Genomic DNA, 26226 nt, shown 5'->3' on the forward strand with positions numbered 1-26226 from the left:
CTAATTAAATCACTTACTTTTAATCATGTCAACTGATCAAGCTTAATTTTATGTAGAAAAAATGACCGATATATTTTTTATATCGGCCATTTGTAATTAATCCATTAGTGGATTATTACCATCTTCTTTTTTCTTGATTGCTGGTAAAATCAATCCTAAAGCGATCAAGATAATTGGAGTAATAATATTAAGGAAAAGTGTAAATGGATCAGGAGAGTAAATTCCTAAAATACAACATGCAGCTGTTACAATGAAACACCAAATTCCAGCAGTATACGCAAGACCTTGATTTTTTGTCATTTGATAAGAAGTATCAAATTTTGTTTGATGCTTTCTAAGAGCAATATAAGCTGCAAATACCCATAAATAGCGCATTGGCATTGTAGTAGAATTTAATTTAACTAATTGTGCCATAACAGCTTGTGCATCTGGTAGTAAAGCTTGAGCTGCAATTAAACCACCGGAAAGGATAACAACCATCCAAATACCGTTGATATATGCTCCATGTTTATTAACTTTAAGGAGTTTCTTAGGGATGAATTTTTTAGCTTCTTTACTACCTAATAACATTCTAAGTGGAGCATCGATACTAATAACTAAGGTAGAAAATTGTCCAATAACGTTACACCATGAATAGATATACATAAACAAGCCACCAACATGGTAATAATCACCTAAACGCTGGAATGCCATATAAGCACCGTTTGAAATATATTCATTTAAATTATTATTAACGACCTTAGGATCAAACATCAAAGCCATGGCAAATGTTCCTAAAATAGCAGAAATCATAACCATAATAGCAAGAGCCATCATTGCTTTCGGGAAGTTTTTTGAAGGGTCTTTAACTTTATTTACATAGGGAGATATTTTTTCACATCCACCAACAGCAAAAACTAGAATTGAAAGAGAAGTTAAATACTTAAGATTGAATGTTGGCATTAAACTTTTCCAATTAAAGTTAATTGAATAATATCCTGCGTGAGGGTTAATTGCTGGAGCAGCAAACATCATAATGATAAACAAAATAGACATGATAAACATTGATGATCCAGCAATAGTGGCTAAACTTTTAAGAACAGGAATTCCTTTACTAGTGACCCAGCAGAAAAATAGGAAAACAACTAAAGTAGCAAGTTGAGTCCACGCTGTTGGAAGACCATCGTACCATTTGGTATTTCCAAAAATTCCCCAAGCCATCGCTCTTAAGCCACCGGTACCTTTACTGGAAATATAAACGACGTGACAAGCCCAATACGTCCATCCGGCATAATATGCCCATTTTGCACCCATGGTCGCATTAACCCAAGATGAGACACCACCGTTGGCATTTTTAAATGTAGCGCCTAATTCTCCAACCATTAATGCATAGGGAACAAAATAGAGTAAAAACATTAGAACCCAACTGAAAACGACCTTAGTACCATCGAAGTAAACATAACCATTTACAACATTGCCAAAGCCCCAAACGGTTGAAAATGCCATCATTGCCAGTGTAGGCCAAAGCATTTTTTTGGCGTCAGACTTTTTTTCTTCTTCGATCATAAAATAACCTTTCTGTCTATGTACATAATTAACACCAAATTTAATTATAACGAAAATGCTTACAAATGATAGGCTATTTCTAAATAAACCGAGTAATTAAATGATACAAAAAAGCAGCCATCATACGCTGGCTGCTTTTATGCGCCCCCTGAGAGTCGAACTCAGATTTTAAGAACCGGAATCTTACGTGCGATCCATTACACTAAGGGCACGACAAACTAAAATAAGTATATCAGAAAATGTAGAAAGTACAAATTAATTATTCTGAATGATATATCTTGAATTTAAAAAAAGATATTGCTATACTAAAGACTGTCGAGAGAGAAATGTGAATTGAAATATAGTTAATTCACGTCTCTCTAATATTTTTAAGCTTTTTGGGTCGCTTACCGTCATATGGTGGTATCATTTTTGACCCAATAGAGGGAGCGAGCAATGGACTCGGATTTAACCTTGTTGCAAAGCTTAGTTCCTGATGTTTTAAAAATAATTCGGCAACGTTTTCTTGTTCTTGAACAGATTTCGCTGTTAGCTCCAGTTGGGCGAAGAGTTGTTGCTGAAAAATTAGGATTAAGCGAGCGCAATGTGCGAACTGAAACTGATTATTTACGGCAGTTAGGACTCATTAATATCCAGAGCTACGGTATGGAATTAACTGATAAAGGAAAGAGAACTTTAAAAGAAGCTGCTCCTTTAATCGATCGCTTGTTTAACGCTAGTCAAACTGAGATTGAATTGGCACAAAAATTAGGGATCGATCGAGCCATTATTGTTCCTGGTGATATGGATCGACAAGAGCGCGTTGTTGACTTAATGGGTGAACAACTTAACTCGGCACTTGATTTACTTTTACCATTAGGAAAAAGTATTATTACCGTTTTAGGTGGTACTACTGTGGCGGGAGTGGCACATCATCTTTCTCCTAAATTAAGCCGCTATCGGGATTTGTTATTTGTTCCCGGAAGAGGAGCAGTTGGAGAAAGCGTTGAAATCCAGAGTAATACTGTTGCTCAGATGATGGCTTCTGAGACAGGTGGAAAGCATAAAGGGCTATATTTACCTGAAAATGTTTCATCTGAGGCTTTGACTTTGTTGCTTCAAGACACAGATATTGCGAATGCGATTTCAAACATTTATAATAGTGATATGGTGATACATGGAATTGGGAGAGCAGATGTCATGTCAAAGAGACGTGGCTTAGATGTAATGACTAGTTCCAAGCTTCGAAATGATGGAGCTGTGGCCGAATGTTTTGGGTATTTCTTTGACCAACAAGGTAGACTTGTAAAACGTATCCCACGGATCGGTCTTCAATTAGAAGACTTAGATAAAATACCTCATGTATTTGCAATTGCTGCTGGGGCTAGTAAAGCCTCTGCAATTGTAGCTTACATGCATCATGCTCCTAAACAAACGTGGTTAATCACGGATGAAGGAGCCTCAAACTTGGTTTTAAAGGGGAAGTAATTCCCGTTTAAAATAAATTGTTACTTACATATTTCCTAAGGAGGAATATAAGATATGACAGTTAAAATTGGTATTAACGGTTTCGGCCGTATTGGTCGTTTAGCATTCCGTCGTATTATGGATTTAGGCGAAAAGTCTTCAGATATTGAAGTTGTTGCAATCAACGACTTGACTACTCCAGCACTTTTAGCTCACTTACTTAAGTACGACTCAACTCATGGTACTTTCAACCACGAAGTTTCAGCAACTGATGACTCAATCGTAGTTGACGGTAAGAAGTACCGTGTTTACGCTGAACCACAAGCACAAAACATTCCTTGGGTTAAGAACGATGGCGTTGACTTTGTTCTTGAATGTACTGGTTTCTACACTAGCAAAGCTAAGTCAGAAGCTCACCTTAAGGCTGGTGCAAAGCGTGTATTAATTTCTGCACCTGCAGGTTCAGACTTGAAGACCATTGTTTACGGCGTAAACGATGATACTTTGACTGCTGATGACAAGATTGTTTCAGCTGGTTCATGTACTACTAACTCATTAGCACCAATGGTTAATGCCTTACAAAAAGAATTCGGCATTGAAGTTGGTACTATGACTACTATCCACGCTTACACTTCAACTCAAATGCTTTTAGATGGTCCTGTACGTGGTGGTAACTTACGTTCTGCACGTGCTGCAGCTATCAACATTATTCCTCACTCAACTGGTGCTGCTAAGGCTATTGGTCTTGTTGTTCCAGAATTGAACGGTAAGTTGAACGGTCACGCACAACGTGTTCCAGTTCCAGATGGTTCTGTAACTGAATTAGTTTCAATCTTAAGCAAGGATGTAACTGCTGACGAAGTTAACGAAGCAGTTAAGAAGTACGAAAGTCCTTCATTTGCATACAACGACCACAATATCGTTTCTAGCGACGTTTTAGGTATGACTGCTGGTTCAATCTTTGACCCAACTCAAACTATGGTAACTACTGCAGGTGACAAGCAATTAGTTAAGACTGTTGCTTGGTACGACAACGAATACTCATTCACTTGCCAAATGGTTCGTACTTTATTGAAATTTGCTACTCTTTAATCATTAATTGTTTATTACTGATTTTAAGTAAGCAGACGAGAGAAGGCGGAGGGAATTACTTCCTCCGCCTTTTTTCAAATAATCTATCGGAGGTAAATTAGTTTAAATGGCTAAATTAATCGTTTCAGACCTTGATCTTAAAGGTAAAAAAGTTTTAGTTCGTGTTGACTTCAATGTTCCAATTAAGAATGGTGTTATTGGTGACGACAACCGTATTGTTGCTGCATTACCAACTATTAAATACATCATTGATCACGGTGGTAAAGCAATTTTGCTTAGCCACTTGGGTCGTGTTAAGTCAGATGCTGACAAGAAAGAATTGTCATTACGTCCAGTAGCAGAACGTTTAAGTGAATTATTAGAAAAGCCTGTAACTTTTGTACCAGAAAACGAAGGTAAAGAAGTAGAAGAAGCTATCGACAACATGAAGGATGGCGACGTTGTCGTTCTTGAAAACACTAGATTCCAAGATATTGACAACGACTTTGGTAAGCGTGAATCTAAGAACGATCCAAAGCTTGGCGAATACTGGGCAAGTCTTGGTGATGTATTTGTAAACGATGCATTTGGTACTGCTCACAGAAGTCACGCTTCAAACGTTGGTATTGCAACTGCTATGAAGAAGGCTGGTAAGCCTGCAGCAGCTGGTTACTTACTTGAAAAGGAAATTAAGTTCTTAGGTGATGCTGTTGAAAACCCAGTTCACCCATTTGTAACTATTCTTGGTGGTGCAAAAGTATCAGATAAGATTGGTGTCATTGAAAACTTAATTCCTAAGTCAGATCACATTTTAATCGGTGGTGGTATGGCTTATACTTTCTTAGCTGCACAAGGTCACAAGATTGGTAAATCATTGTTTGAATCTGACAAGGTAGAACTTGCTAAGAGCTTGCTTGAAAAGGCTGGCGACAAGATTGTTCTTCCAGTTGATAACGTTGCAGCTACTGAATTCTCAAATGATGCTCCTCACGAAGTTGTTGGTGACGATATTCCTGACAACGAAATGGGTCTTGACATCGGTCCTAAGACTGTTGAAAAATTCAGAGATATCTTAAAAGATGCTAAGACTGTTGTATGGAACGGACCTATGGGTGCATTCGAAATGCCAAATTACGCAGAAGGTACTTTGGAAGTTGGTCGTGCATTAGCTGACTTAAAGGATGCTGTAACTATTATTGGTGGTGGTGACTCAACTGCTGCTGCTAAGCAATTAGGAATCGCTCCTAAGATCAGTCACATTTCTACTGGTGGTGGTGCTTCACTTAACTACCTTGAAGGTAAAGAATTACCAGGAATCGCTTGTGTTTCTGACAAGTAAAATTAGGAGGAATTTTTAATGCGTACACCAATTATTGCTGGTAACTGGAAATTACACATGAACCCTGAACAAACCATTGAATTTGTTAATGCAGTTAAGGGTAAGCTGCCAGATCCAAGTAAAGTTGAATCAGTTATTGCTGCACCTGCAGTTGATCTTTATGTTTTAAAGAAGACTGCTGAAGGCTCAAACTTACATACTGGTGCAGAAAATGCATACTTTGAAGTTGAAGGTGCCTTTACTGGTGAAACTTCACCTAAAGTTTTGAATGAAATGGGTATTGACTACTGTATTATTGGTCACTCAGAACGTCGCGGTTACTTCCACGAAACTGATGAAGACATTAACAAGAAAGCTAAGGCTTTATTTGCTAATGGCGTAACTCCAATTATTTGCTGTGGTGAATCTCTTGAAACTCGTGAAGCTAACAAGCAAGATGAATGGGTAGTAGCTCAAATTAAAGCTGCTTTAGATGGCTTAACTGCAGAGCAAGTTTCTAAACTTGTTATTGCTTACGAACCAATTTGGGCTATCGGTACTGGTAAGACTGCTTCTGCTGATCAAGCTGAAGAAATGTGCAAGACTATTCGTGAAACTGTAAAAGACTTGTACAATGAAGAAACTGCTGAAAATGTTCGTATCCAATACGGTGGTTCAGTAAAACCAGCTAACGTAAAAGAATTAATGTCTAAGCCTGACATTGATGGTGGTTTAGTTGGTGGTGCTTCTCTTGATCCAGAATCATTCTTAGCATTAGTAAACTACCAAGATTAATTAACAATTTATTTAAACGGAATTAGAAGAAAAAAGGAGAATCTCCATGTCTGTTATTACTGATATTCACGCACGTGAAGTTCTTGACTCTCGTGGTAATCCAACCGTTGAAGCTGAAGTTTACACTGAATTAGGTGGCTTTGGTCGTGCTATTGTACCATCTGGTGCTTCTACTGGTGAACATGAAGCAGTAGAATTACGTGATGGTGACAAGTCTCGTTTTCTTGGTCAAGGTGTTTTAACTGCTGTTGAAAACGTTAATGGTGAAATTGCAAAAGCTATTATTGGCTTAGATGTAACTGATCAACGTTTAATTGACCAAACTATGATTGACCTTGATGGTACTCCAAACAAGGGTCGTTTAGGTGCTAACGCTATGTTGGCTGTTTCATTAGCAAGTGCACGTGCTGCAGCTGATGAATTAGGTTTACCTTTATACGAATACTTAGGTGGACCAAACGCTCATGTTTTACCAACTCCAATGATGAATGTTATTAACGGTGGTAAGCACGCAGATAACAACGTTGATATCCAGGAATTCATGATTATGCCAGTTGGTGCTAAGTCTCTTCATGAAGCTGTTCGTATGGGTGCAGAAACTTTCCATACTTTGAAGAGCTTGCTTCAAGAACGTGGTGAATCAACTGCTGTAGGTGACGAAGGTGGTTTTGCACCAAACTTGAAGAACAACGAAGAACCATTTGAAATTTTAGTTGAAGCTATTCAACGTGCTGGCTACAAGCCTGGTCAAGATATTTCTATTGCATTTGACTGTGCAGCTTCTGAATTTTACAACAAGGATACTAAGAAGTATGTGACTGTTGCTGATGGCCGTGAGTACACTGCTGAAGAATGGACTTCACTTATGGAAGACATCGTTGATAAATACCCAGTTATTTCCATTGAAGATCCTTTGGACGAAAACGATTGGGAAGGTTGGAAAGTCTTCACTGAACGTTTAGGTGATAAGGTACAAATCGTTGGTGACGATTTATTCGTAACTAACACTAACTACCTTGAAAAGGGTATTAAGATGGGTGTTGCTAACTCAATCTTAATTAAGCTTAACCAAATCGGTACTTTGACTGAAACTTTTGAAGCTATTGAAATGGCTAAGGAAGCAGGGTACACTGCTGTTGTTTCTCACCGTTCTGGTGAAACTGAAGATACTACAATTGCTGATTTAGTTGTTGCAACTAATGCTGGTCAAATTAAGACTGGTTCAATGTCAAGAACTGATCGAATTGCTAAGTACAACCAATTAATGAGAATTGAAGAAGCTTTGGGTTCAACTGCTCAATACAAAGGAATTCACAGTTTCTACAACTTACACAAACAATTTTAATTAATAGTTGAAATAAAAGAAAAAGGGACGTTGCTTTAGGTGACTCCCTTTTTCTTTTAGCATTCATTAGCTAAATATGGTAAAATCAGTACAGTAAGAAATTTAGGTAATGGAGGCAGCGCTTTGTATAATATCGTCATGACGCTACTCATCATTGTTAGCTTTTTAATTATTATTGCTACGTTGATGCAGCCGCAAAAGCAACAAGATGCCTTAAACGCATTGTCCGGCGGTGCAGTATTTAGCGGCCAGACAAAGAAGCGTGGATTTGAAGCATTAATGGAAAGGATTACCGCTGTATTATTGGTTCTCTTTTTTGCTCTTGCTTTGATCTTGGCAGTACTTTCATCCAAGTAAAAAAAACCTTCCGGTCACAGGAGGGCTTTTTTAATTTCTTTTAACTTAACTTATTTTATAAAGAAATTGAGGCAATTTATATAATGACACAGAATGAACGAGTTTTAGCTGATGTTTATGAAACATTTAGACATAATCCTCAAGAACAATATGACGTGGATCAACTTGAAGATGATCTTAGTCGTAGCCAAAGATTGAATTTTCCTGATTTGGTTAAAGCTTTAACTTTTTTAGAGCATAGTAAAAAGATTGTAACTGATGGTCAGGGAAAGTACCAGTTGAATCAATTAAACACCGTTGCTGAAGGTACCTTTAAGGCAAATGATAAAGGATTTGGTTTTGTCAGATTTGATGATGAAAGCATGGAAGATGCCTTTATTGATAAACATAATACTAAATTTGCTATTGATCGGGACCGCGTTAAAGTAAAAATTATTGCTGGTGCTAATCCATGGAATGGCAAAGGTCCAGAAGGTAAAATCGAAGAAATTACTGAACGTGGTGTAGAAACTTTAGTTGGAGAATTTCATCCATACTCTGATGAAGTAGTAAAATCAAGTGGATTTTACGGTTATGTTGTTAGTGAAAATAGAAAATTAAAGAAATATAAAATTAATATCACTGATAATGGTGTTAAGCCACAAATAGGTGATATGGTGAAAATTTCTATTACTAAATATCCTGATGAAGATCAACCAGATGAAATGCAGGGTGTAGCACTTCTCACAATCGGTAATAAGAATGATCCTGGTGTTGATATCATGTCAATTGTTGTTGATAATGATATTCGGACTGATTGGCCTGAAGAAGCAATGGATCAAGCAAATAACATTCTTGATCATGTAACTGAAGAAGAAAAAAGTAAACGGGTTGATATTATCGATCAACCAGCTGTAACAATTGACGGTGACGATTCTAAAGACTTTGATGATGCAGTCGTAGTTTGGAAACTCCCTAATGGTAACTATCACTTAGGAGTACATATAGCTGATGTATCTCATTATGTAAAAGAAGGCACACCGCTAGATAAAGAAGCTTTTGCTCGTGGTAACAGTACATATTTAGTTGATCGTGTTATCCCAATGCTTCCATTTAGATTATCAAATGGTATTTGTTCTCTTAATGAAGGTGTAGAACGTTTAGTTCTATCATGTGATATGGAAATCACTCCAGAAGGTAAACGTGTTGGATATAGAATTTATCCATCAGTTATGAAGTCACATGGACGTTTAACCTACAATAATGTTAATAAAGTTCTTGATCCAAATAATCATGAAAAGCTAGAGCAAAAGTACGCAGATGCAGCACCAATGCTTCATGAAATGGCCGATTTACATAATATTTTGTATAAAAAACGTCACCAACGTGGGGCTATTGATTTTGAAGAACCAGAAGCAAAAATTGTAGTTGATGATAAGGGTAAGCCAACAGATATTGTTCTTCATGAACGTGGAACTGCTGAAAAGATGATTGAATCCTTTATGTTGATGGCAAATGAAACTGTTGCCGAAGACTACTATAAGAAACATACACCTTTCCTTTATCGTGTACATGAAACTCCAGATCAAGAAAAAATGCAATCATTCTTTGAGTTTGTAAGTGCATTTGGACTAAACGTAAAGGCTGATCCAAGTGATGTAAAGTCAAAAGATTTGCAAAAGATTGTAGCTAAAACTGAGGGTACACCTGAAGAAGCTGTTGTTCAAATGATGATGCTTCGTAGCTTAAAGCAAGCACATTATTCTCCTGAAGCACTGGGTCACTTTGGTTTAGCAGCTAAGTACTATACTCACTTTACTTCACCAATTCGTCGCTATTCTGATTTAATGGTCCACCGTATGATTCATGAATATGCAAATAAAAATATGGATCAAGACATTCAAAAACACTTTAAGGCTCAACTTCCAGATGTTGCTGAACAAACTTCAACACAAGAACGAAAATCAATTGATACTGAACGAAGTGTAAACGATCTTAAGATGACTGAGTTTATGGCTGATAAAGTTGGTCAAACATTTGATGCAATAGTTTCTTCAGTAACAAGTTTTGGAATATTTATTCAATTACCAAATACTGTTGAAGGTTTAATTCATATTTCTAATTTAAACGATGACTACTATAATTTTGATGAAAAATCATTAACTTTAACTGGACGTAATTCACATAAGCAGTTTAAGATTGGGATGCCAATAAAAGTTAAGTTGATTAGAGCTGATGTGGAGCAACATCAATTAGACTTTGAAATTTATGATCCGAATGCACCAAAGCGTCCTCAAAGAAGTAATAATCATGGAAAACGTAGCTTTGATAAAAGACGTAAAAATAATGTAAACAAGAGAAATAGCAATACTTCTCATGTAAACAATGGTCATAATTTCAAGATTCGTCATCGTAAAACAACAGCTGTTAAGTCTAATAAAAAATAATTAGGAAGAAAACGATGAAACAAAAAGTAGATAATTTGATTGCTCAAAATAAAAAAGCAAGTCATGATTATTTTATTAAAGAAACTCTTGAAGCCGGAATTGCGTTAACTGGGACGGAGATTAAATCAATTCGTGCACGTAGAATTAATTTACGGGATGGATATGTTCAAATTGTTAATGGATCTGCTTTTTTAGAAAATGTTCATATTAGTGAATATAAAGAAGGTAATCGCTATAATCATGATCCTTTACGATCACGGCGCTTGTTGCTTCATAAAAAAGAAATTGCTCGCTTAGCTGGAATTCAAGCTCAACAAGGAATGGCTATTATTCCTTTAAAAGTCTACTTAAAACATGGATTTGCTAAAGTTTTAATTGGTGTGGGACAAGGTAAGAAGCAATATGATAAACGTCAAACTATTAAAAAGCGTGATCAAGACCGTGAAATTCATCGTAAGTATGGGATTTAGTAGGTGAATTAAATGATTAGAAAGGCAAAATTAACTGATTTTCCTTTAGTTTATCCAATTTTAAAACAAATCTTTGACGAGATGGATATGGATACTATTAAAGCTCTTCCAGAGAGTCAGTTTTATGATTTAATGAAACATGGCTTTTATTCTCCTCATTATCGTTACTCACATAATCGAATGTGGGTAGAAACAGATGATTTAGATCGACCAATTGGTCTCATAGTAATGTATGGCTATGACGATCAAGATTTAATCGATATTTCATTAAAAAGTTCTTATCCGAAAGTTGGCTTGCCTCTGGATGCAGTTATTTTTTCAGATAAAGAGGCACTCCCGCATGAATGGTATTTAGATGCTATTGCTGTTTCTCCAAAACACTGGGGAAAAGGAATTGGACAGAAATTAATTAAAATCGCCCCTGAGATAGCACGACAAAATGGATATAAAAAGATAAGCTTGAATGTTGATCAAGATAATCCTAGAGCTGCTCGTTTGTACGATTATGTGGGCTTTAAAACTACTTCTACCATGACGATTGGAGATCGGATGTATAACCATATGGTTAAAAAAGTTAATTAAAATAAAAGAGAATCAATCATTAAAGAAAGATTGATTCTCTTTGTGTTATTAAATTTAAAGAAATATTTAAAAATAACACTAATTACATTATTGATATTGCACACAACTTAAAAAACTGTTAAACTAATAAAACTATGTAAGATTGGAGAGTGATCATAGTTTTATTAGAAAGGAAATTAGAATGAAATGCTGGATGAATTACAACGAGTTCAAATAGCTTTACATGATATGTTATCTCAACCAGACTTAAAGAAAATAAATATTTCTAAACTTTGTATTGAAGCCGGAATTAGTAGAAGAACTTTCTATTTACGATATGGAAAAATAAATAACTGTATTGAAGCTTGTATTTTGTTGGAGCTAAAAACAGAGTTACGTAAAAATGAAAAAAATAACTTAAGACAAATTCTTAATAGTTTATGTAGCTATATTCAAAAACATAAACAATATTTCTATAATGCATATAATTTCAGTGAAGAAAACTGTATGTGTGAAAAGATGAGGGAACATTTTTTTCAATATATTCGCTCATATGTTTACAAGCGAGGAAGTTTTTCAGAGCTCATCCTTAAACAATTGACTAATATCCTCTATGATCGAATTTGTTTTTGGATTAGTCATAGCTGCAATAAAAGTTATAGTTATTTATTGGAAGATTTAGCAATCATTATTGAATTAATTGATTTTCAAAAGCACGTTTGTTCTCATCAATATCAAGTGTTTAATTTCTCACATTATTATTTAAACTGTGATTAAGAAAGTGCATTAATTTGATTTTGAAAATTAAAAGTTGGCAAAAATAGTGGTTTAGTATGCCACTGTGTAAAAAGCAAACTAATTAAAATAATAAAGGGGACGTCTTCAGGGCGTGAGATATCACAGCTCCAGGTAAGCCCCATGTCAGTGACTAGTGAAGAAACGCTAGCCACTTTTTTAATACCTGAGTAAAATCCGTATCTTCCTTGTTTTAAACTTCCTTTGATCCAATAATTTAACCGAGTAATGTAGAATAAATTAGTAAAACGACTATTAAGTTTTTTTACTTTGATTAGAGAATGATTAACCACATCAACACTATAACTTGCTAAAAGATGGTTAGAGTCTAAATAAAGTCGACCAATTTCATTATGGTTAATATCAGTTAAAATGATTGGTTGGTTAAATTCATTAAGATTGCCTTTTAAGATATAAACTATTTCACCCTGATCATTTTTTACTGGAATTTGACCACAAGTTTGACCATGTGTAAGTTGGACAGTATAACGCATAATTTCATCTGCCTTTAGGAAAATTATGTTTATTTACAAAAATGACGAATTGCGTATGCAACTCCATTATCATTGTTACTTTTAGTAATAAAGTTAGCAATTTTCTTGATTTCAGGTGCAGCATTTTCCATTGCTACACCTACGCCAGCCATGCGAATCATTGATTCATCATTAAGATTGTCGCCAATGGCCATTACTTCATTTGGTTGGTAGCCTTGCAAGCGAGCATAATCCATTAAAGCAATCCCTTTTTGAGCTTTAATATTGTTAATTTCGATATTAGTAGAAGAACTCGCAGTGACAATTAAATCACCCATTTTTCCGATTTCTTCACGAATATGTTTAAATACTTTAGGGCCATCAGGATGAAAAGCAACAAATTTCATGGCTTCAAAGTCTGGTTTTTCAAGCAAATCTTTAAAATCAGAAACATATTTAATTCTCATGATTTCATCTGAGCCAGCAGCAAAAGAAACTGCCTTTTTAAAAGTTAATTTTTTGTTGAGATCAACTAATAGATCAGAAAAGTTAGCAATTCTGCGCAAACGAGAATCTGAATAAACATTATCTGCAGCAACTATTTCAAAGTAAAAACCAGAATCTTTGAGTAATTTATTGATCTTAATGCTTTGGTCTTTAGGAATTGGTTCATTTACAATTAGTTTGCCAGCAGTATTAAAGACCATGGCGCCATTCAAATTAATGAATCCGGTATGAAGTCCGGCTTTAGCAAGTATGCCCTGAGATTCGGAAGGCGCCCGACCTGTTGCAACTAAAAATTCAACGCCTTTTGCTTGTGCTTCTTTTATAGCAGCAATATTTTCAGATGAAATTTGCATTTGTTTATTTAACAACGTGCCGTCCATGTCACTTGCAATAAGTTTAATCATTTTAAGTCCTCCAATCTTTTATCTATATGATATCATGAACTTGGATTTCTTAGAGAGACAAGAGGATAGAATAAGTATGAAAAAATTAATTGGAAATGATTGGGATGAAGTTTTAGCACCAGCTTTTGAAAGTGAAAAGTATCAAGAATTACGTGATTTTTTAAAGGAAGAATATCAAACGAAACAGATATTTCCCGATATGTATCATATTTTTACTGCTTTTAAATTAACAAGTTTTGCAGATACGAAAGTTGTAATTTTAGGACAAGATCCATATCATAATCCAGGTCAAGCTACTGGGATGAGCTTTAGTGTTAATCCAGGAGTTCCATTGCCTCCATCTTTAAAAAATATTTATAAAGAACTATATGATGATGTGGGTGCAGTCCCAGTAAATCATGGCTACCTCAAAAAATGGGCAGATCAAGGGGTATTACTTTTAAATGCAGTTTTGACTGTACCATATGGAAATGCTAATGGGCACCGAGGTAAAGGATGGGAACTAATTACGGACACAGCTATTAAGGCGCTAAGTGACCGAGGAAAAGTTGTCTTCATTTTGTGGGGAAAATTTGCACAAAATAAAATTCCTTTAATTGATGAGGGAAAGAATGTAATTATCAAATCTCCTCACCCTAGTCCTTTTTCAGCAGATCGTGGCTTTTTCGGTTCACGTCCGTTTTCTAGATGTAATGATGCTTTGATTAAATTTGGTGAAAGTCCAATTGATTGGCAATTACCACAAGAAGTAAACCCAGCAGATATGGCATAGTTTTTGTTTTGAGAAAAAGCTTTGAAATTGTAAAATATTATCTATAAATAAAAAAAGAAAGGCTTAATTTGTTATGAAAGTATTTGACTCACTTAAGAAAAAGGCAGAAGAATCAAAGAAAGTAATTGTTTTTCCGGAAGGAAACGATGACAGAATAATAAAAGCTGCTGTTCGTCTCGAAAAAGAAGGTATTGTTAAACCACTTTTACTGGGAAAGCCTGATGAGGTAATAAAGACTGCTCAAAGCTTGAATGTTGATCTAGGCTCAATTGAAATTATTAATCCAGCAGTTTATCCAGATTTTGAAAAAATGTGTCAAGACTTTGTTGAGCTAAGAAAGGGAAAGAATACTTTAGCCGAAGCAAAGGAAATTTTACAAGATGTTTCTTACTTTGGCACAATGTTAGTATATGAAGGAAAAGCCGACGGGATGGTTTCAGGAGCTACTCATTCTACTGCTAATACTGTGCGTCCAGCTCTTCAAATTATTAAGACTAAAAAAGGTATGAGCCGTGTTTCAGGAGCTATGATCATGGAACGCGAAGATGAAAAGTATATTTTTGCTGATTGTGCTATTAATATTGATCCAGATAGTGAAACTCTAGCTGAAATTGCTTATCAATCAAGTAAAACCGCTGAAATGATTGGCCTTGAGCCTAAAATTGCAATGCTTAGCTTTTCAACTAAGGGATCAGCAAAGGGCCCAATGGTAACTAAGGTGCAAGAAGCGGCTGAGTTAGTACACCAAAAATATCCAGACTTAATTTGTGATGGAGAATTACAATTTGATGCCGCAATTGTTCCTCGGGTTGGAGAAGCAAAAGCCCCAGGTTCTGCAGTTGCCGGACATGCAAATGTGTTTATTTTCCCAGAACTACAATCTGGTAATATTTCTTATAAAGTGGCAGAACGTTTAGGTGGATTCAGCGCAATTGGTCCTGTATTGCAAGGTCTTGCTGCTCCAATTAACGATTTGTCACGTGGATGCAAGACGGAAGATGTGTATTTATTAGCTATTTTAACTGCTGCTCAAGCTAATATGGAGAAATAAAATGAACTCATTAGAAATAAATTCTGATGAACAGATGCAAAAGTTAGGCAACGCAATTGGTAAAAGTAGTAAGGGTCATGATTTATTGCTCTTATCTGGTGATTTGGGTGCCGGAAAAACTACATTAACTAAAGGAATTGCAAGAGCTTTAGGAATTAAACGTCCTGTTAAAAGTCCCACTTTTACAATTGTTAGAGAATATCGGGAAGGTAAGAGACCACTTTTCCACATGGATATGTACCGGCTAGAAGATGGAGACTTATCAAGTATTGATATGCCTGGATATCTAGCTGAAGATGGGTTGGTCGTAATCGAATGGCCGCAATTTATTATTGAAGACCTACCTAACGATTATCTTGAATTATCGATTAAGCGTGTAGATGATTCATGGGATTCTACCAAGCGAATAGTTGAATTTAAAGCTGTCGGAGAAAGAAACAAGCTTTGGTTGTCAGAAATAAAAAAATATTTTGAATAATAAAAAATGGTTAAGCTTAGATAGGCTTAACCATTTTTTTGATTGGATCATCTCCAACACGTTTATTTTCCTCAATTAAAATACCTGCACAAGCTTCGCTATCGCTTAAAGCATTATGGTGGTGCCATAAATTGATATTTAAAGCTTCTGAGACTGTATCTAGTTTATGATTAGGAAGATAGGGTTCAAAGGCTTTACTAGTTGCTAAAGTATCAATTGCAAAGTAATGGGGTGCCGGAATATTATAGCGAGCCAGCGATTTCTCCATTACGCGGCAATCAAATCGAGCGTTATGGGCAGCTACTAACATTCCTGGTTGATATAATTTTTTTATTTTTGGCCAGACTTCAGCCATTGTTGGAGCATTTTTTATGTCTTCAGCTGTAATGCCATGAATTCTTATATTTCTTCCATCAAAAGGCATTTGTGGATTGATAACTGTATAAAAACGATCCACAATTTCATTATTTCTAACCATAACTAAAGCAAGAGAACAGGCACTTTCCGGATGACTGTTTGCCGTTTCAAAATCCATTGCAGTAAAGTTCATTTTTATCCTCTAAATAAAACATTATTTTTCTTTTTAGTATAACACTTAAGGTAGAAAACTATCCATTTAATGCGGTATGATTAAAGAGATGATTATTTAAGGAAAAGAGAGATAAAAATGCAACTGATGGATTTAAAAAAACAGGGGATTGACATTCAAGAAAATATTCCATTGAGCCGTTTTACTTTTACTAAGACGGGAGGACCTGCGCAGTATCTTGCTTTTCCTAAAAATTTAAATGAGCTCGAACTATTAGTAGATACGGTTAAAGAAAATAATATTCCTTTAACTGTTATTGGAAATGCTTCTAACTTGATCATTAGAGATGGTGGTATTTCTGGTTTAGTTTTGATTTTGACAAAAATGGACACAATTGTTGCAAATAAAGATGAGGCAACTGTTACAGCGGATGCTGGGGCAAGAATTATTGATACATCTGAAGCAGCATGTGAAGCTGGTCTAAGTGGACTAGAATTTGCGGCTGGTATTCCTGGTAGTGTAGGAGGAGCCGTCTTTATGAATGCGGGCGCCTATGGCGGTGAAACGGAGTTTGTTATTAAGTCTGTTCGTGTCTTAACTCGTGCTGGTGAATTTAAGACTTACACACATGATGAAATGGAATTTGGCTATCGCCACTCCTTGGTTCAAGAAACTGGAGATATTGTTGTGAGTGCTACTTTTGGTCTTGAGCCCGGAGATAAATGGGCTATCAAAGCAAAGATGGAATATTTTAATGGTTTACGCAGAGCAAAACAACCACTAGAATATCCTTCTTGTGGAAGTGTTTTTAAACGTCCAGCAGGACATTTCGTAGGACCAATGATTATTAAAGCAGGTCTGCAAGGTAAAAGAATTGGTGGAGCAGAAGATTCAATGAAGCATGCAGGCTTTATTGTTAATGTTGGCGATGCTACAGCTACTGATTATTTAGATTTAATTCATTTAATTCAAAAAACAATAAAAAAAGACTTTGGTATTGATTTACAAACTGAAGTAAGAATTATTGGAAAAGAAAAAGATTAGATACTAGTACAAAGCTACAAGTAACGGCTTGTAGCTTTTTTTATGAGATAGATGGTGAGAAAAAATTGAGCGATATTATTAAATTAAAGCATGTTCGTAAGGAATATGATGATGGTTTTGTAGCACTAAAGGACATTAATTTAACGATTGAATCAGGAAAATTTTATTCTTTATTAGGTCCATCGGGTTCTGGGAAAACTACTATTTTAAGAATAATTGCTGGATTTAGCGAACCGACGAGTGGACAAGTTTTTTTTGATGGGAAAGATATTACTAATTTAGATGCTGCTAAAAGGAAAATTAATACTGTTTTTCAAAATTATGCTTTGTTTCCTAATATGAATGTTTTTGAAAATGTAGCATTTGGTTTACAAATTAAGAAAAAGGATAAGCAAGAAATAAAATTAGCTGTTAAAGAAGCTTTACACATGGTTCAATTAGATGGTTTTGCAAATCGAGAAATTTCTGAATTAAGTGGTGGACAGCAGCAGCGAGTTGCAATTGCTAGAGCAATTGTTAATCAGCCAAAGGTACTACTTTTAGATGAATCTTTATCTGCTTTAGATAAACGTTTAAGAAAAGATATGCAATTTGAATTACGTGAAATTCAAAAAAAGCTGGGGATTACTTTTATTTTTGTTACTCATGATCAAGAGGAAGCTCTAGCAATGAGTGATGAAATTTTTGTTTTAAATGAAGGGAAAATTCAACAAAGTGGTAGTCCGGTTGATATTTATGATGAACCAGTTAATGACTTTGTTGCTCGCTTTATTGGCGATTCTAATATCTTAAGTGGACGAATGATTAAGGATTATGAAGTAGAATTTGGAAATCATCGTTTTGAATGTGCTGATGCAGGTATTAAACCTGGTGAAAAGGTAGAGGTCGTTTTAAGACCAGAAGATTTAGATATCACTGATATTGAACATGGAAAACTAAGAGTTGTGGTTGAAAGTCAGCTCTTTTTAGGAGATCATTTTGAAATTAAGGCCATTGATAGTGACGAAAATGAATGGTTAATTCACTCAACTAATCCAACTAAAATTGGTAAGAAAGTAGGAGTATATTTTGATCCTGAAGATATTCATGTTATGCGTTTTGGCGAAAGTGAAGCTGAATTTGATAAGCGTTTAGAGGCATATGAAGGAGAGGAGTAAGATATGAAAAAAAGTAAATTGTTTTTTCTCATTCCTTATATTCTATGGCTTGGCTTATTTGTTATCGCCCCTATTATTTTGATTACAATTAATGCATTTAAAGGGGATGATGGCTTTACCTTAAAGAATTTTCAGCAATTTTTTGTTAATGGTACTTTTTTAAGAATGACTCTAAATTCATTTTGGTATGCATTCTTAATTACCTTAATTACGCTGCTAATTTCTTATCCAATTGCCTATATTTTAAGCCAAATGAAAAACCAACAATTTTGGCTGTTATTGATTATTTTGCCTACTTGGATTAATTTGCTTTTGAAAGCTTACGCATTTATTGGCATTTTTAGTAAGCATGGACTATTGAATAATTTTCTACGCCTTTTTGGAATAGCACCTGCAAATATTTTGTTTACTGATTTTGCCTTTATTTTTGTTGCAGCTTATATCGAAATTCCATTTATGATTTTGCCAATTTATAATGCAATTTGTGATATTAATCCTGCTGTAATTCAAGCGGCTTACGATTTGGGTGCAAGTAAATGGCAAACATTTATTAAAGTTTTATGGCCACTTTCAAAATCTGGAGTTGAGTCAGGAATTCAAGCAGTATTCATACCTTCACTTTCTTTATTTATGCTAACTAGGTTAATTGGAGGAAATCGAGTAATTACACTTGGTACTGCAATTGAAGAATACTTTATGACGACTATGAATTGGTCAATGGGTTCGACAATTGGTGTGGTATTAATAGTGTTAATGGTGATTGTTATGCTCTTTACCTCATCAGATCATCATCATAAAAAGGAGATCAAACTATGAAAAAAATAAAATGGTCCCGAATCTATTTTGCTTTTGTTCTGGTTTTGATGTATTTACCCATTTTTTATTTAATATTTTATTCTTTCTCAAGTGGTCATAATATGGATCATTTTGAAAAGTTTACTTTAAGTCATTATCAGGATCTTTTTAATGATAATAGGCTATTAGCCATCTTTCTAGAAACAATTTTACTAGCACTCTTATCTAGTTTGATTGCCACTATAATTGGTACTTTTGGAGCAATTGCAATTAGTCAGACTAAAAATAAAAAAGGACGAAAAACTTTGCTAGCCTTAAATAATGTTTTGATGGTATCGCCGGATGTAATTATCGGAGCGAGTTTTTTAATCTTCTTTACTTTTTTAGGGATTGGCTTAGGTTTTGGATCTGTTTTATTAAGCCACATTGCTTTTTCAATTCCAATTGTTGTATTAATGGTTTTGCCCCGCTTAAAAGAATTTGATTATTCTTTAGTAGATGCTGCTCGAGATTTAGGTGCATCCACTTGGCAAGTTTATAGCAAGGTAATGATTCCGGCTATTACACCAGGGATTTTAGCTGGCTTTTTTATGGCTTTGACTTATTCCTTAGATGATTTTGCAGTTACATTTTTTGTGACAGGAAATGGTTTTTCAACATTGTCAGTAGAAATTTATTCACGTGCGCGCCAAGGAATTAACCTAGAAATCAATGCCTTGAGTACTGTAATGTTTATTTTTGTAATGATTTTAGTACTTATTTATTATGTAATTACTAATCATAAAACCCATATTGGTAAGGGGCGTGCACAATGAAGAAACTATTAATTGGAATAGTAACTATTTTATTAGTCTGCTTTGGCTTAGAAGTTGGGGCCAAACAATTAAATAATAATGGTGTTAGCGCTAATAACAAAAATTTGATTATCTATAATTGGGGTGATTATATTGACCCCAAGCTAATCAATAAATTTGAAAAACAAACTGGATATCATGTAATTTATGAAACATTTGATTCTAATGAAGCCATGTACACGAAGATAAAACAAGGTGGTACTGCATACGATATTTGCGTCCCTTCAGACTACATGATTTCAAAAATGCGTAAAGCTAACTTACTTGATAAAATTGACACTAAGAAAATTCCAAATTACAAAAATATTGGGAGTGAGTTTTTACATCACTCTTTTGATCCAAAAAATACCTACTCTGTTCCGTATTTTTGGGGAACGTTAGGGATTGTATATAATGATAAATTTGTAAAACCTGGGCAAATAAAGCATTGGAATGATCTCTGGTCCAAGGATTATCGGCATAATATTTTATTAGTTGATTCTGCTAGAGATATTATGGGACTTTCTTTAGCGTCTATGGGAAAGTCTTTGAATACTACTAATTCCTTAGATCTGAAATTAGCAAAAACAAAATTGGACGGTCTCGGACCAAATGTAAAAGCAATTATTTCAGATGAATTAAAAATGTATATGATTCAAAATGAAGCTGCTGTTGGAGTAACGTGGTCTGGAGAGGCTCGTACAATGCTAAACGATAATAAACACTTACATTATGTAGTGCCACCTGAGGGCTCAAACTTATGGTTTGATAATTTTGTCATTCCTAGGACCGTAAAGAATAAAAAAGGTGCTTATGCTTTTATTAATTTTATGCTTGATCCTAAAAATGCTGCTCAGAATGCAGAGTATATCGGGTATGCAACTCCTAATGTAAAAGCTCAAGAATTATTGCCAAAGGAAATAAAAAACGATAAACAATTTTATCCAAGTAAACAAGCAATGAACAATTTACAAGTTTATCAAGACTTAGGTCCAAAGAAAATTCAAGAATATAATGATCTATTTCTCGAATTTAAAATGTATGGTCGATAAGAGCTTGGTTTAGGTATAATTGAATTTTAGGAGGGTGGCAATGAAGTTTAATATTGAGCAGATATTTACCTGGCAAAATCTGATGAATATTATTGATATTTTAATTGTATGGTACATTATCTACCGTTTAATTATGTTGGTAAGAGGGACTAAAGCAGTTCAATTAGCTAAAGGGATATCATTAATTATTCTGGTTAGAATTGTAGCTGGGTTGTTACATTTACATACTTTAACGTATTTTGTCGATCAAATTCTTTCTTGGTCAGTAATTGGAATAATTGTTATTTTCCAGCCAGAAATTAGGCGTGGCTTAGAGCATTTAGGTAGATCACCAATTTTTGGTGGGACTACAATGACTGAAAAGCAAGCTGCTGAAAAGATGATTGGAGAATTAGATAAAGCAATTCAGTATATGTCAAAAAGAAGAATTGGTGCTTTGATCACGATTCAACAAAATACAGGACTAGAGGACTATATTGAAACCGGTATTCCAATTGATGCTGATATCACCGGCGAATTATTAATCAACATTTTTATACCTAATACGCCATTGCACGATGGTGCCGTAATTATTCGCAATAATCGAATAGCAGTTGCTGCAGCTTATTTACCTCTTTCTGATAATAGTATGATTCCTAAAAAGCTTGGGACACGTCACCGTGCAGCTGTTGGCATCTCAGAAGTTACTGATGCAATTACTATCGTTGTTTCAGAGGAAACAGGTGGGGTAACTATTACTCGTAATAGCCAGTTTATACTTGATCTAACTAGAGAAGAATATTTGAAATATTTAAATGCTCAATTAGTTCCAAAAGAGGAAGAAGAAAAGCCAAAGTGGTATCAAAGAATTGTAAATCATGTTTGGAATTGGGGGTCAAATAAAAAATGAAAAAGTTTTTTGATAAACCTTGGTTCTATCGAATTATTGCTTTGATTTTGGCTATTTTATTAGCTGTTTATGTAGCATCTAATCAGCAAGGTTATGTTACTCAAGGCCGACGTGAAGAAACATTAAAAACTGCAACTAAAACTCAGGTAATTAAGGCGCCCTTACAAGTTTCGGTTAATACGGATAAGTACTATGTAACGGGATATCCTGAAAAAATAAATTTAACTTTAGAAGGATCGAATGCTTTAGTTACATCTACTATTAATACTCAAAACTTCCGTGTCTACATTGATTTAAGTCATTTAAAAACAGGAGAGCATACTGTACCAATTAAGGTAAATGGTTTAAGTAGTCAATTAACTTATAATATTAGCCCAAGTAAAGTACGCGTAAATATTCAAAAGAGAAAATCTCGTACTCTTCCTGTACAAATAGAGTATAATAAGAATGCTGTAGCTCGTGGATATAATCTTGGAACTGCTAAAAGTGATCCAGAAGTAGTTAATATTACTGGAGCTAAAAGCGAAGTTAACCAAGTTGATCGAGTAGTAGCTCGGGCAAATTTACCAAAGGGAATAGACAGCACATTTGAACGTGAAGAAATGCTGGTAGCACTTGATAAAGATGGACATCAGCTTAATGTCGTTATGGATCCAGTAACGGCATATATTACTATCCCAATTAACTTATCTAAAAAGAAGGTTAAGATAAATGTAACTTCGAAGAATGAATCTTCGACTCATGTTTATTCTTTAACTGCAAAGAAAGAAAATATTGAGATATATGGTGATGAAAATACGCTCAAGAAAATAACGTCTCTTCCTTTAAAGGTTGATTTAAGCGGTATTGATCATGATGTTACAAAAAATATCACACTTAAATTGCCAGATGGCGTTGTTAAGGCATCACCATCAGTAATATCAGTTCATATAAAAGTAACTGATACTACTGTTAAAAAAGAATAAAACAAGGAAAGGTTGTTAAAAATTATGCTTAAATATTTTGGAACAGATGGTGTACGGGGGGTTGCTAATGCTGGCTTAACTCCAGAGATGGCTTTTAAATTAGGTCGTGATGGAGGATACGTTCTTACTAAGGATAAAAAGGATGGAGAAAGAGCTAAGGTATTAGTTTCTCGTGATACACGTATTTCTGGACAAATGTTAGAGTATGCATTGATTTCGGGTTTGCTTTCCGTCGGAATTGAAGTTTTAGAAGTTGGTGTAATTACTACTCCTGGTCTTTCTTACTTAGTACGTGCACAAGGTGCAGATGCTGGTGTTCAAATTTCAGCTTCACATAATCCAGTTGAAGATAATGGAATTAAATTCTTCGGCAGTGATGGCTTGAAGCTATCTGATGCTAAGGAAGAAGAAATTGAAAAATTAATTGATGCACCTGAAGATAAGCTTCCACGTCCTTCCGCAGAAGGTTTAGGAACTGTAACGAATTATCATGAAGGTGCATCTAAGTACTTACAATTTATTGAAAATACTTTACCAGAAGAATTAAGTGGAATTAAAGTTGTTGTAGATGGCGCTAATGGTGCTGCTAGCGCATTGATTTCAAGATTATTTGCTGATATGGGAGTTGACTTTACTACCATTGCAACTCATCCAGACGGTTTAAACATTAATGATCATGTGGGTGCAACCCATACTAAGAAATTACAAGAAGAAGTTGTAAAAGAAGGTGCTCAATTAGGTTTAGCATTTGATGGGGATGCTGATCGTTGTATTGCTGTCGATGAAAATGGTAACGAAGTTGACGGTGATCACATTATGTACGTTATTGGCTCATATCTTGCTGATCATGGTCGCTTAAAGAAAGATACAATTGTTACAACTGTAATGAGTAACCTTGGTTTTACAAAGGCTTTAGAAAGACGTGGCCTTAAAAATATAAGAACACAAGTTGGTGACCGTTATGTTTCAGAAGAAATGAGAGCTAATGGTTATAATCTTGGTGGAGAACAATCCGGTCACGTTATTATCAGCGACTACCACAACACCGGTGATGGGATGCTTACGGGATTACATTTATTATATGTAATGAAGGATACCGGTAAATCCCTCAGTGAATTATTGAGTGACTTTAAAGAATACCCACAACGTTTAATTAATGTTCCTGTTGAAAATAAAAAAGACTGGAAAGAACATAAACGCATTACTGAAGCCATTGAAAAGGTTGAAAAAGAATTAAGTGATGAAGGACGTATTTTTGTTCGTCCATCTGGAACTCAAAGTTTGCTTCGTGTAATGACTGAAGCTCCAACACAAGAATTAGCTGACAAGTACTGTGAAGAAGTTGCTAAGGTTGTTGAAGAAGAAATGGGTTCAAACTAATTATTTTTGGCTTTATTTAAAATTTAATATGGTGATGGTGTTCACCAATTTAACCGATTAATATCTGACGACGCCTACTTCTTGTATCAACAGGGAGGTAGTGTCGTCTTTTTTTATGCATTTTTGTATAATAGAAAGGAGAGTAACCGATTACATAAGGAGAAAAACTAATGAATATAAAATTAATTGCTGTAGATCTTGATGGAACATTATTAAATGATAAACAAGAAATAAGTGTTAAAACCAAGCAAGCACTTCAAAAGGCATCAAAGATGGGAATAAAAATAGTTCCTTGCTCAGGTAGACCATTTCCAGGTATTAAGGACTATCTTAATGAATTGGACTTAAAGGATTCTACTCAGTATGTGGTTGCATTTAATGGAGCTTTAGTGTTAAATTCTCAAGGAAAAGCAATCGTTGAAGAACTGTTAAGCTATAATGATTTTATCTTTTTTGAAAAGATTGCTGATAAATTACAAGCAAATTTTCATATTGAAGTAAGAGATAAGTTTATTACATTAGATCATTTTATTAACTATTATCTATCACGTGAAAGTTGGTTAACAAGAATGCCAATAGAGGTTTCTGAACTAAAAGATATTTCGGAAGATATTAAATTTACTAAGGCAATGTTTTCAGGATCTCCAGCTGAAATGAAGAATATTTATGGGAATTTATCAGAGGAAGTATTTGAAAGATATAATGTCTCAACTTCAGATGAAACTTTGATTGAGATTAATTCTAAGCATGCATCTAAAGGAAATGCGTTAAAAGAGTTAGCTAAAAAACTAAATTTAAAAGAAGATGAAGTAATGATTTTTGGTGATCAAACTAATGATATTTCTATGTTTGATGTGCCGGGATTCTATAAAGTAGCTATGGGAAACGCGGTTTCTGAGATAAAAAAGCGTGCTAATTTTATAACTAAAACAAATAATGAAGACGGAATAGCGTATGCATTAAGAAGGCTGGTTTTTAATGAATAGACGATTGAAAAATTATTTAAGTGTAGGGATTTTTGCTTTTTTTGGAGGTGGACTGCGAGCCTATTTAAATTTAATCTGGTCACAGATTGGAACTTTGACTGCTAATATTATCGGCTGCTTTTTATTGGCATTTTTTACTTATTTTTTTGTTGAATACCGAGAAGGAAGAGATTGGCTAGTTACTGGATTAAGTACAGGATTTGTTGGTTCCTTTACTACTTTTTCAAGTTTTAATTTAGATACGCTTAAGCAATTAGAAAGTGGGATGAATAGTCAAGCAACTATTTATTTCTTTAGTTCGATCTTTATTGGTTTTTTATTTGCTTATTTGGGAATGTTAGTAGGTAAAAGAACAGGTAGAAAGTTGGCATAAAAAGCATGATAACAGTTTTAACAGCCGGATTCGGAGCTATTTGGGGAGCAATTTTAAGATATGGCATTACTAACTATGGTAAAAAACATTGGTCTGAGAAGTTTCCGTACGCAACGCTATTAATAAATCTTACAGGAGCATTTTTATTGGGATTTATTTTTTCTCGTAAATTCTCACCCTTTATCTATGCTTTGATTGGAACAGGAGTATTAGGCGGTTATACAACATTTTCAACGTTAAACGTTGAATTGCTGTCTCATTGGCGAGATCGTAATTACAGTGTATTCACCCCATATGCATTGCTATCATATGGTGGTGGCTTAATTTTAATATTTCTAGGATATAAAATAGGTACTTTGATTTAGATTTCAAAAAAAAGAATGTATCAGATTCCGATACATTCTTTTTT

At 34.7% G+C, this 26226-nt stretch carries 28 protein-coding genes and 1 riboswitch; of the genes, 24 read left to right on the forward strand and 4 right to left on the reverse strand.

Annotation, left to right across the window (positions count from 1 at the left end; genetic code table 11):
* Positions 1-96: 96 nt before the first annotated feature.
* Positions 97-1545: an APC family permease gene (locus HMPREF0528_RS01095; RefSeq protein ID WP_004893945.1), complete on the reverse strand. Its 1449-nt coding sequence runs from the start codon at positions 1543-1545 to the stop codon at positions 97-99.
* A 435-nt stretch (positions 1546-1980) separates the two neighbouring features.
* Between HMPREF0528_RS01095 and HMPREF0528_RS01100 the strand changes: the two genes are divergently transcribed.
* From HMPREF0528_RS01100 to HMPREF0528_RS01145, 10 genes are all read left to right on the forward strand, one after another.
* Positions 1981-3012, forward strand: a complete 1032-nt coding sequence (locus tag HMPREF0528_RS01100) for a sugar-binding transcriptional regulator (RefSeq protein ID WP_004893947.1) — start codon at positions 1981-1983, stop codon at positions 3010-3012.
* A 54-nt stretch (positions 3013-3066) separates the two neighbouring features.
* Positions 3067-4083: a type I glyceraldehyde-3-phosphate dehydrogenase gene (gap, locus tag HMPREF0528_RS01105; protein ID WP_003647012.1), complete on the forward strand. Its 1017-nt coding sequence runs from the start codon at positions 3067-3069 to the stop codon at positions 4081-4083.
* A gap of 106 nt (positions 4084-4189) precedes the next feature.
* A complete protein-coding gene (locus tag HMPREF0528_RS01110) occupies positions 4190-5401 on the forward strand; it encodes a phosphoglycerate kinase (RefSeq protein ID WP_004893954.1) in 1212 nt (403 codons plus the stop codon).
* Between the two features lie 18 nt (positions 5402-5419).
* Positions 5420-6175: a triose-phosphate isomerase gene (tpiA, locus tag HMPREF0528_RS01115; RefSeq protein ID WP_004893957.1), complete on the forward strand. Its 756-nt coding sequence runs from the start codon at positions 5420-5422 to the stop codon at positions 6173-6175.
* A gap of 46 nt (positions 6176-6221) precedes the next feature.
* The gene (eno, locus tag HMPREF0528_RS01120) at positions 6222-7520 is read left to right on the forward strand and encodes a phosphopyruvate hydratase (RefSeq protein ID WP_004893959.1); all 1299 of its coding nucleotides are present in this window, start codon (positions 6222-6224) and stop codon (positions 7518-7520) included.
* A gap of 123 nt (positions 7521-7643) precedes the next feature.
* Entirely contained in the window at positions 7644-7877 is a 234-nt protein-coding gene (gene secG, locus HMPREF0528_RS01125) for a preprotein translocase subunit SecG (protein ID WP_004897700.1), read from the forward strand.
* A gap of 83 nt (positions 7878-7960) precedes the next feature.
* Positions 7961-10303: a ribonuclease R gene (gene rnr, locus HMPREF0528_RS01130; protein ID WP_004893965.1), complete on the forward strand. Its 2343-nt coding sequence runs from the start codon at positions 7961-7963 to the stop codon at positions 10301-10303.
* 14 nt (positions 10304-10317) lie between these two features.
* Entirely contained in the window at positions 10318-10773 is a 456-nt protein-coding gene (gene smpB, locus HMPREF0528_RS01135) for an SsrA-binding protein SmpB (protein ID WP_004893968.1), read from the forward strand.
* A 12-nt stretch (positions 10774-10785) separates the two neighbouring features.
* Positions 10786-11355, forward strand: a complete 570-nt coding sequence (locus HMPREF0528_RS01140) for a GNAT family N-acetyltransferase (RefSeq protein WP_004893969.1) — start codon at positions 10786-10788, stop codon at positions 11353-11355.
* Positions 11356-11541: 186 nt separating this feature from the next.
* Positions 11542-12111: a TetR/AcrR family transcriptional regulator C-terminal domain-containing protein gene (locus HMPREF0528_RS01145; RefSeq protein ID WP_004893972.1), complete on the forward strand. Its 570-nt coding sequence runs from the start codon at positions 11542-11544 to the stop codon at positions 12109-12111.
* On the opposite strand, the gene HMPREF0528_RS01150 is transcribed toward HMPREF0528_RS01145, so the two are convergent.
* Positions 12108-12623, reverse strand: coding sequence for an LURP-one-related family protein (locus HMPREF0528_RS01150; RefSeq protein ID WP_004893974.1), 516 nt, complete (start codon positions 12621-12623; stop codon positions 12108-12110). The genes HMPREF0528_RS01145 and HMPREF0528_RS01150 overlap by 4 nt on opposite strands.
* A gap of 29 nt (positions 12624-12652) precedes the next feature.
* Entirely contained in the window at positions 12653-13513 is an 861-nt protein-coding gene (locus HMPREF0528_RS01155) for a Cof-type HAD-IIB family hydrolase (protein WP_004893976.1), read from the reverse strand.
* A gap of 76 nt (positions 13514-13589) precedes the next feature.
* Here HMPREF0528_RS01155 and HMPREF0528_RS01160 point away from each other — a divergent pair, with 76 nt between their 5' ends.
* The 3 genes from HMPREF0528_RS01160 (at position 13590) to tsaE (ending at position 15814) form a co-directional block, all read left to right on the forward strand.
* The gene (locus HMPREF0528_RS01160; protein ID WP_004897693.1) at positions 13590-14285 is read left to right on the forward strand and encodes a uracil-DNA glycosylase; all 696 of its coding nucleotides are present in this window, start codon (positions 13590-13592) and stop codon (positions 14283-14285) included.
* Positions 14286-14358: 73 nt separating this feature from the next.
* On the forward strand, positions 14359-15336 hold the full coding sequence (gene pta / locus HMPREF0528_RS01165) for a phosphate acetyltransferase (RefSeq protein WP_004893980.1): 978 nt from the start codon (positions 14359-14361) through the stop codon (positions 15334-15336).
* Between the two features lies 1 nt (position 15337).
* Positions 15338-15814: a tRNA (adenosine(37)-N6)-threonylcarbamoyltransferase complex ATPase subunit type 1 TsaE gene (gene tsaE / locus HMPREF0528_RS01170; protein WP_004893981.1), complete on the forward strand. Its 477-nt coding sequence runs from the start codon at positions 15338-15340 to the stop codon at positions 15812-15814.
* A 16-nt stretch (positions 15815-15830) separates the two neighbouring features.
* On the opposite strand, the gene HMPREF0528_RS01175 is transcribed toward tsaE, so the two are convergent.
* Positions 15831-16364: a 3'-5' exonuclease gene (locus HMPREF0528_RS01175; RefSeq protein ID WP_004893984.1), complete on the reverse strand. Its 534-nt coding sequence runs from the start codon at positions 16362-16364 to the stop codon at positions 15831-15833.
* 117 nt (positions 16365-16481) lie between these two features.
* On the opposite strand from HMPREF0528_RS01175, the gene murB reads away from it, so the two are divergent.
* From murB to crcB, 11 genes are all read left to right on the forward strand, one after another.
* The gene (gene murB / locus HMPREF0528_RS01180; protein WP_004893987.1) at positions 16482-17387 is read left to right on the forward strand and encodes a UDP-N-acetylmuramate dehydrogenase; all 906 of its coding nucleotides are present in this window, start codon (positions 16482-16484) and stop codon (positions 17385-17387) included.
* Between the two features lie 65 nt (positions 17388-17452).
* Positions 17453-18544 carry an ABC transporter ATP-binding protein gene (locus HMPREF0528_RS01185; protein WP_004893990.1) on the forward strand — a complete coding sequence of 364 codons (1092 nt, stop codon included), beginning with the start codon at positions 17453-17455 and terminating at the stop codon, positions 18542-18544.
* A gap of 3 nt (positions 18545-18547) precedes the next feature.
* On the forward strand, positions 18548-19360 hold the full coding sequence (locus tag HMPREF0528_RS01190) for an ABC transporter permease (RefSeq protein ID WP_004893994.1): 813 nt from the start codon (positions 18548-18550) through the stop codon (positions 19358-19360).
* On the forward strand, positions 19357-20154 hold the full coding sequence (locus HMPREF0528_RS01195; protein WP_004893996.1) for an ABC transporter permease: 798 nt from the start codon (positions 19357-19359) through the stop codon (positions 20152-20154). The genes HMPREF0528_RS01190 and HMPREF0528_RS01195 overlap by 4 nt, the downstream gene beginning before the upstream one ends.
* Positions 20151-21224 (forward strand): ABC transporter substrate-binding protein, encoded by a 1074-nt coding sequence (locus HMPREF0528_RS01200; RefSeq protein ID WP_004893998.1) that lies wholly within the window; start codon positions 20151-20153, stop codon positions 21222-21224. Before HMPREF0528_RS01195 ends, HMPREF0528_RS01200 begins: the two co-directional genes overlap by 4 nt.
* A 40-nt stretch (positions 21225-21264) precedes the next feature.
* Positions 21265-22113 (forward strand): diadenylate cyclase CdaA, encoded by an 849-nt coding sequence (gene cdaA, locus HMPREF0528_RS01205; RefSeq protein ID WP_034525045.1) that lies wholly within the window; start codon positions 21265-21267, stop codon positions 22111-22113.
* On the forward strand, positions 22110-23078 hold the full coding sequence (locus tag HMPREF0528_RS01210; RefSeq protein WP_004894003.1) for a CdaR family protein: 969 nt from the start codon (positions 22110-22112) through the stop codon (positions 23076-23078). The genes cdaA and HMPREF0528_RS01210 overlap by 4 nt, the downstream gene beginning before the upstream one ends.
* Positions 23079-23102: 24 nt before the next feature.
* The gene (glmM, locus tag HMPREF0528_RS01215) at positions 23103-24458 is read left to right on the forward strand and encodes a phosphoglucosamine mutase (protein ID WP_004894005.1); all 1356 of its coding nucleotides are present in this window, start codon (positions 23103-23105) and stop codon (positions 24456-24458) included.
* Between the two features lie 21 nt (positions 24459-24479).
* A riboswitch (Fluoride riboswitch) is annotated at positions 24480-24542 on the forward strand.
* Positions 24543-24628: 86 nt separating this feature from the next.
* Entirely contained in the window at positions 24629-25444 is an 816-nt protein-coding gene (locus tag HMPREF0528_RS01220) for a Cof-type HAD-IIB family hydrolase (protein ID WP_004894009.1), read from the forward strand.
* Positions 25437-25817, forward strand: coding sequence for a fluoride efflux transporter FluC (locus tag HMPREF0528_RS01225; RefSeq protein ID WP_004894011.1), 381 nt, complete (start codon positions 25437-25439; stop codon positions 25815-25817). Before HMPREF0528_RS01220 ends, HMPREF0528_RS01225 begins: the two co-directional genes overlap by 8 nt.
* A gap of 5 nt (positions 25818-25822) precedes the next feature.
* Complete coding sequence (gene crcB / locus HMPREF0528_RS01230) at positions 25823-26182, forward strand: fluoride efflux transporter CrcB (protein ID WP_004894013.1); 360 nt, start codon at positions 25823-25825, stop codon at positions 26180-26182.
* Positions 26183-26226: the final 44 nt, after the last annotated feature.

The organism is Lactobacillus johnsonii ATCC 33200 (genome assembly GCF_000159355.1).
Taxonomy (GTDB): Bacteria; Bacillota; Bacilli; order Lactobacillales; family Lactobacillaceae; genus Lactobacillus; species Lactobacillus johnsonii.

Coding starts and splice junctions, on each gene's coding strand:
- HMPREF0528_RS01095 (WP_004893945.1), bottom strand. CDS start 1,545: ATGATCGAAGAAGAAAAAAAGTCTGACGCCAAAAAAATGCTTTGGCCT.
- HMPREF0528_RS01100 (WP_004893947.1), top strand. CDS start 1,981: ATGGACTCGGATTTAACCTTGTTGCAAAGCTTAGTTCCTGATGTTTTA.
- gap (WP_003647012.1), top strand. CDS start 3,067: ATGACAGTTAAAATTGGTATTAACGGTTTCGGCCGTATTGGTCGTTTA.
- HMPREF0528_RS01110 (WP_004893954.1), top strand. CDS start 4,190: ATGGCTAAATTAATCGTTTCAGACCTTGATCTTAAAGGTAAAAAAGTT.
- tpiA (WP_004893957.1), top strand. CDS start 5,420: ATGCGTACACCAATTATTGCTGGTAACTGGAAATTACACATGAACCCT.
- eno (WP_004893959.1), top strand. CDS start 6,222: ATGTCTGTTATTACTGATATTCACGCACGTGAAGTTCTTGACTCTCGT.
- rnr (WP_004893965.1), top strand. CDS start 7,961: ATGACACAGAATGAACGAGTTTTAGCTGATGTTTATGAAACATTTAGA.
- smpB (WP_004893968.1), top strand. CDS start 10,318: ATGAAACAAAAAGTAGATAATTTGATTGCTCAAAATAAAAAAGCAAGT.
- HMPREF0528_RS01140 (WP_004893969.1), top strand. CDS start 10,786: ATGATTAGAAAGGCAAAATTAACTGATTTTCCTTTAGTTTATCCAATT.
- HMPREF0528_RS01145 (WP_004893972.1), top strand. CDS start 11,542: ATGCTGGATGAATTACAACGAGTTCAAATAGCTTTACATGATATGTTA.
- HMPREF0528_RS01150 (WP_004893974.1), bottom strand. CDS start 12,623: ATGCGTTATACTGTCCAACTTACACATGGTCAAACTTGTGGTCAAATT.
- HMPREF0528_RS01155 (WP_004893976.1), bottom strand. CDS start 13,513: ATGATTAAACTTATTGCAAGTGACATGGACGGCACGTTGTTAAATAAA.
- HMPREF0528_RS01160 (WP_004897693.1), top strand. CDS start 13,590: ATGAAAAAATTAATTGGAAATGATTGGGATGAAGTTTTAGCACCAGCT.
- pta (WP_004893980.1), top strand. CDS start 14,359: ATGAAAGTATTTGACTCACTTAAGAAAAAGGCAGAAGAATCAAAGAAA.
- tsaE (WP_004893981.1), top strand. CDS start 15,338: ATGAACTCATTAGAAATAAATTCTGATGAACAGATGCAAAAGTTAGGC.
- HMPREF0528_RS01175 (WP_004893984.1), bottom strand. CDS start 16,364: ATGAACTTTACTGCAATGGATTTTGAAACGGCAAACAGTCATCCGGAA.
- murB (WP_004893987.1), top strand. CDS start 16,482: ATGCAACTGATGGATTTAAAAAAACAGGGGATTGACATTCAAGAAAAT.
- HMPREF0528_RS01190 (WP_004893994.1), top strand. CDS start 18,548: ATGAAAAAAAGTAAATTGTTTTTTCTCATTCCTTATATTCTATGGCTT.
- HMPREF0528_RS01195 (WP_004893996.1), top strand. CDS start 19,357: ATGAAAAAAATAAAATGGTCCCGAATCTATTTTGCTTTTGTTCTGGTT.
- HMPREF0528_RS01200 (WP_004893998.1), top strand. CDS start 20,151: ATGAAGAAACTATTAATTGGAATAGTAACTATTTTATTAGTCTGCTTT.
- cdaA (WP_034525045.1), top strand. CDS start 21,265: ATGAAGTTTAATATTGAGCAGATATTTACCTGGCAAAATCTGATGAAT.
- HMPREF0528_RS01210 (WP_004894003.1), top strand. CDS start 22,110: ATGAAAAAGTTTTTTGATAAACCTTGGTTCTATCGAATTATTGCTTTG.
- glmM (WP_004894005.1), top strand. CDS start 23,103: ATGCTTAAATATTTTGGAACAGATGGTGTACGGGGGGTTGCTAATGCT.
- HMPREF0528_RS01220 (WP_004894009.1), top strand. CDS start 24,629: ATGAATATAAAATTAATTGCTGTAGATCTTGATGGAACATTATTAAAT.
- HMPREF0528_RS01225 (WP_004894011.1), top strand. CDS start 25,437: ATGAATAGACGATTGAAAAATTATTTAAGTGTAGGGATTTTTGCTTTT.
- crcB (WP_004894013.1), top strand. CDS start 25,823: ATGATAACAGTTTTAACAGCCGGATTCGGAGCTATTTGGGGAGCAATT.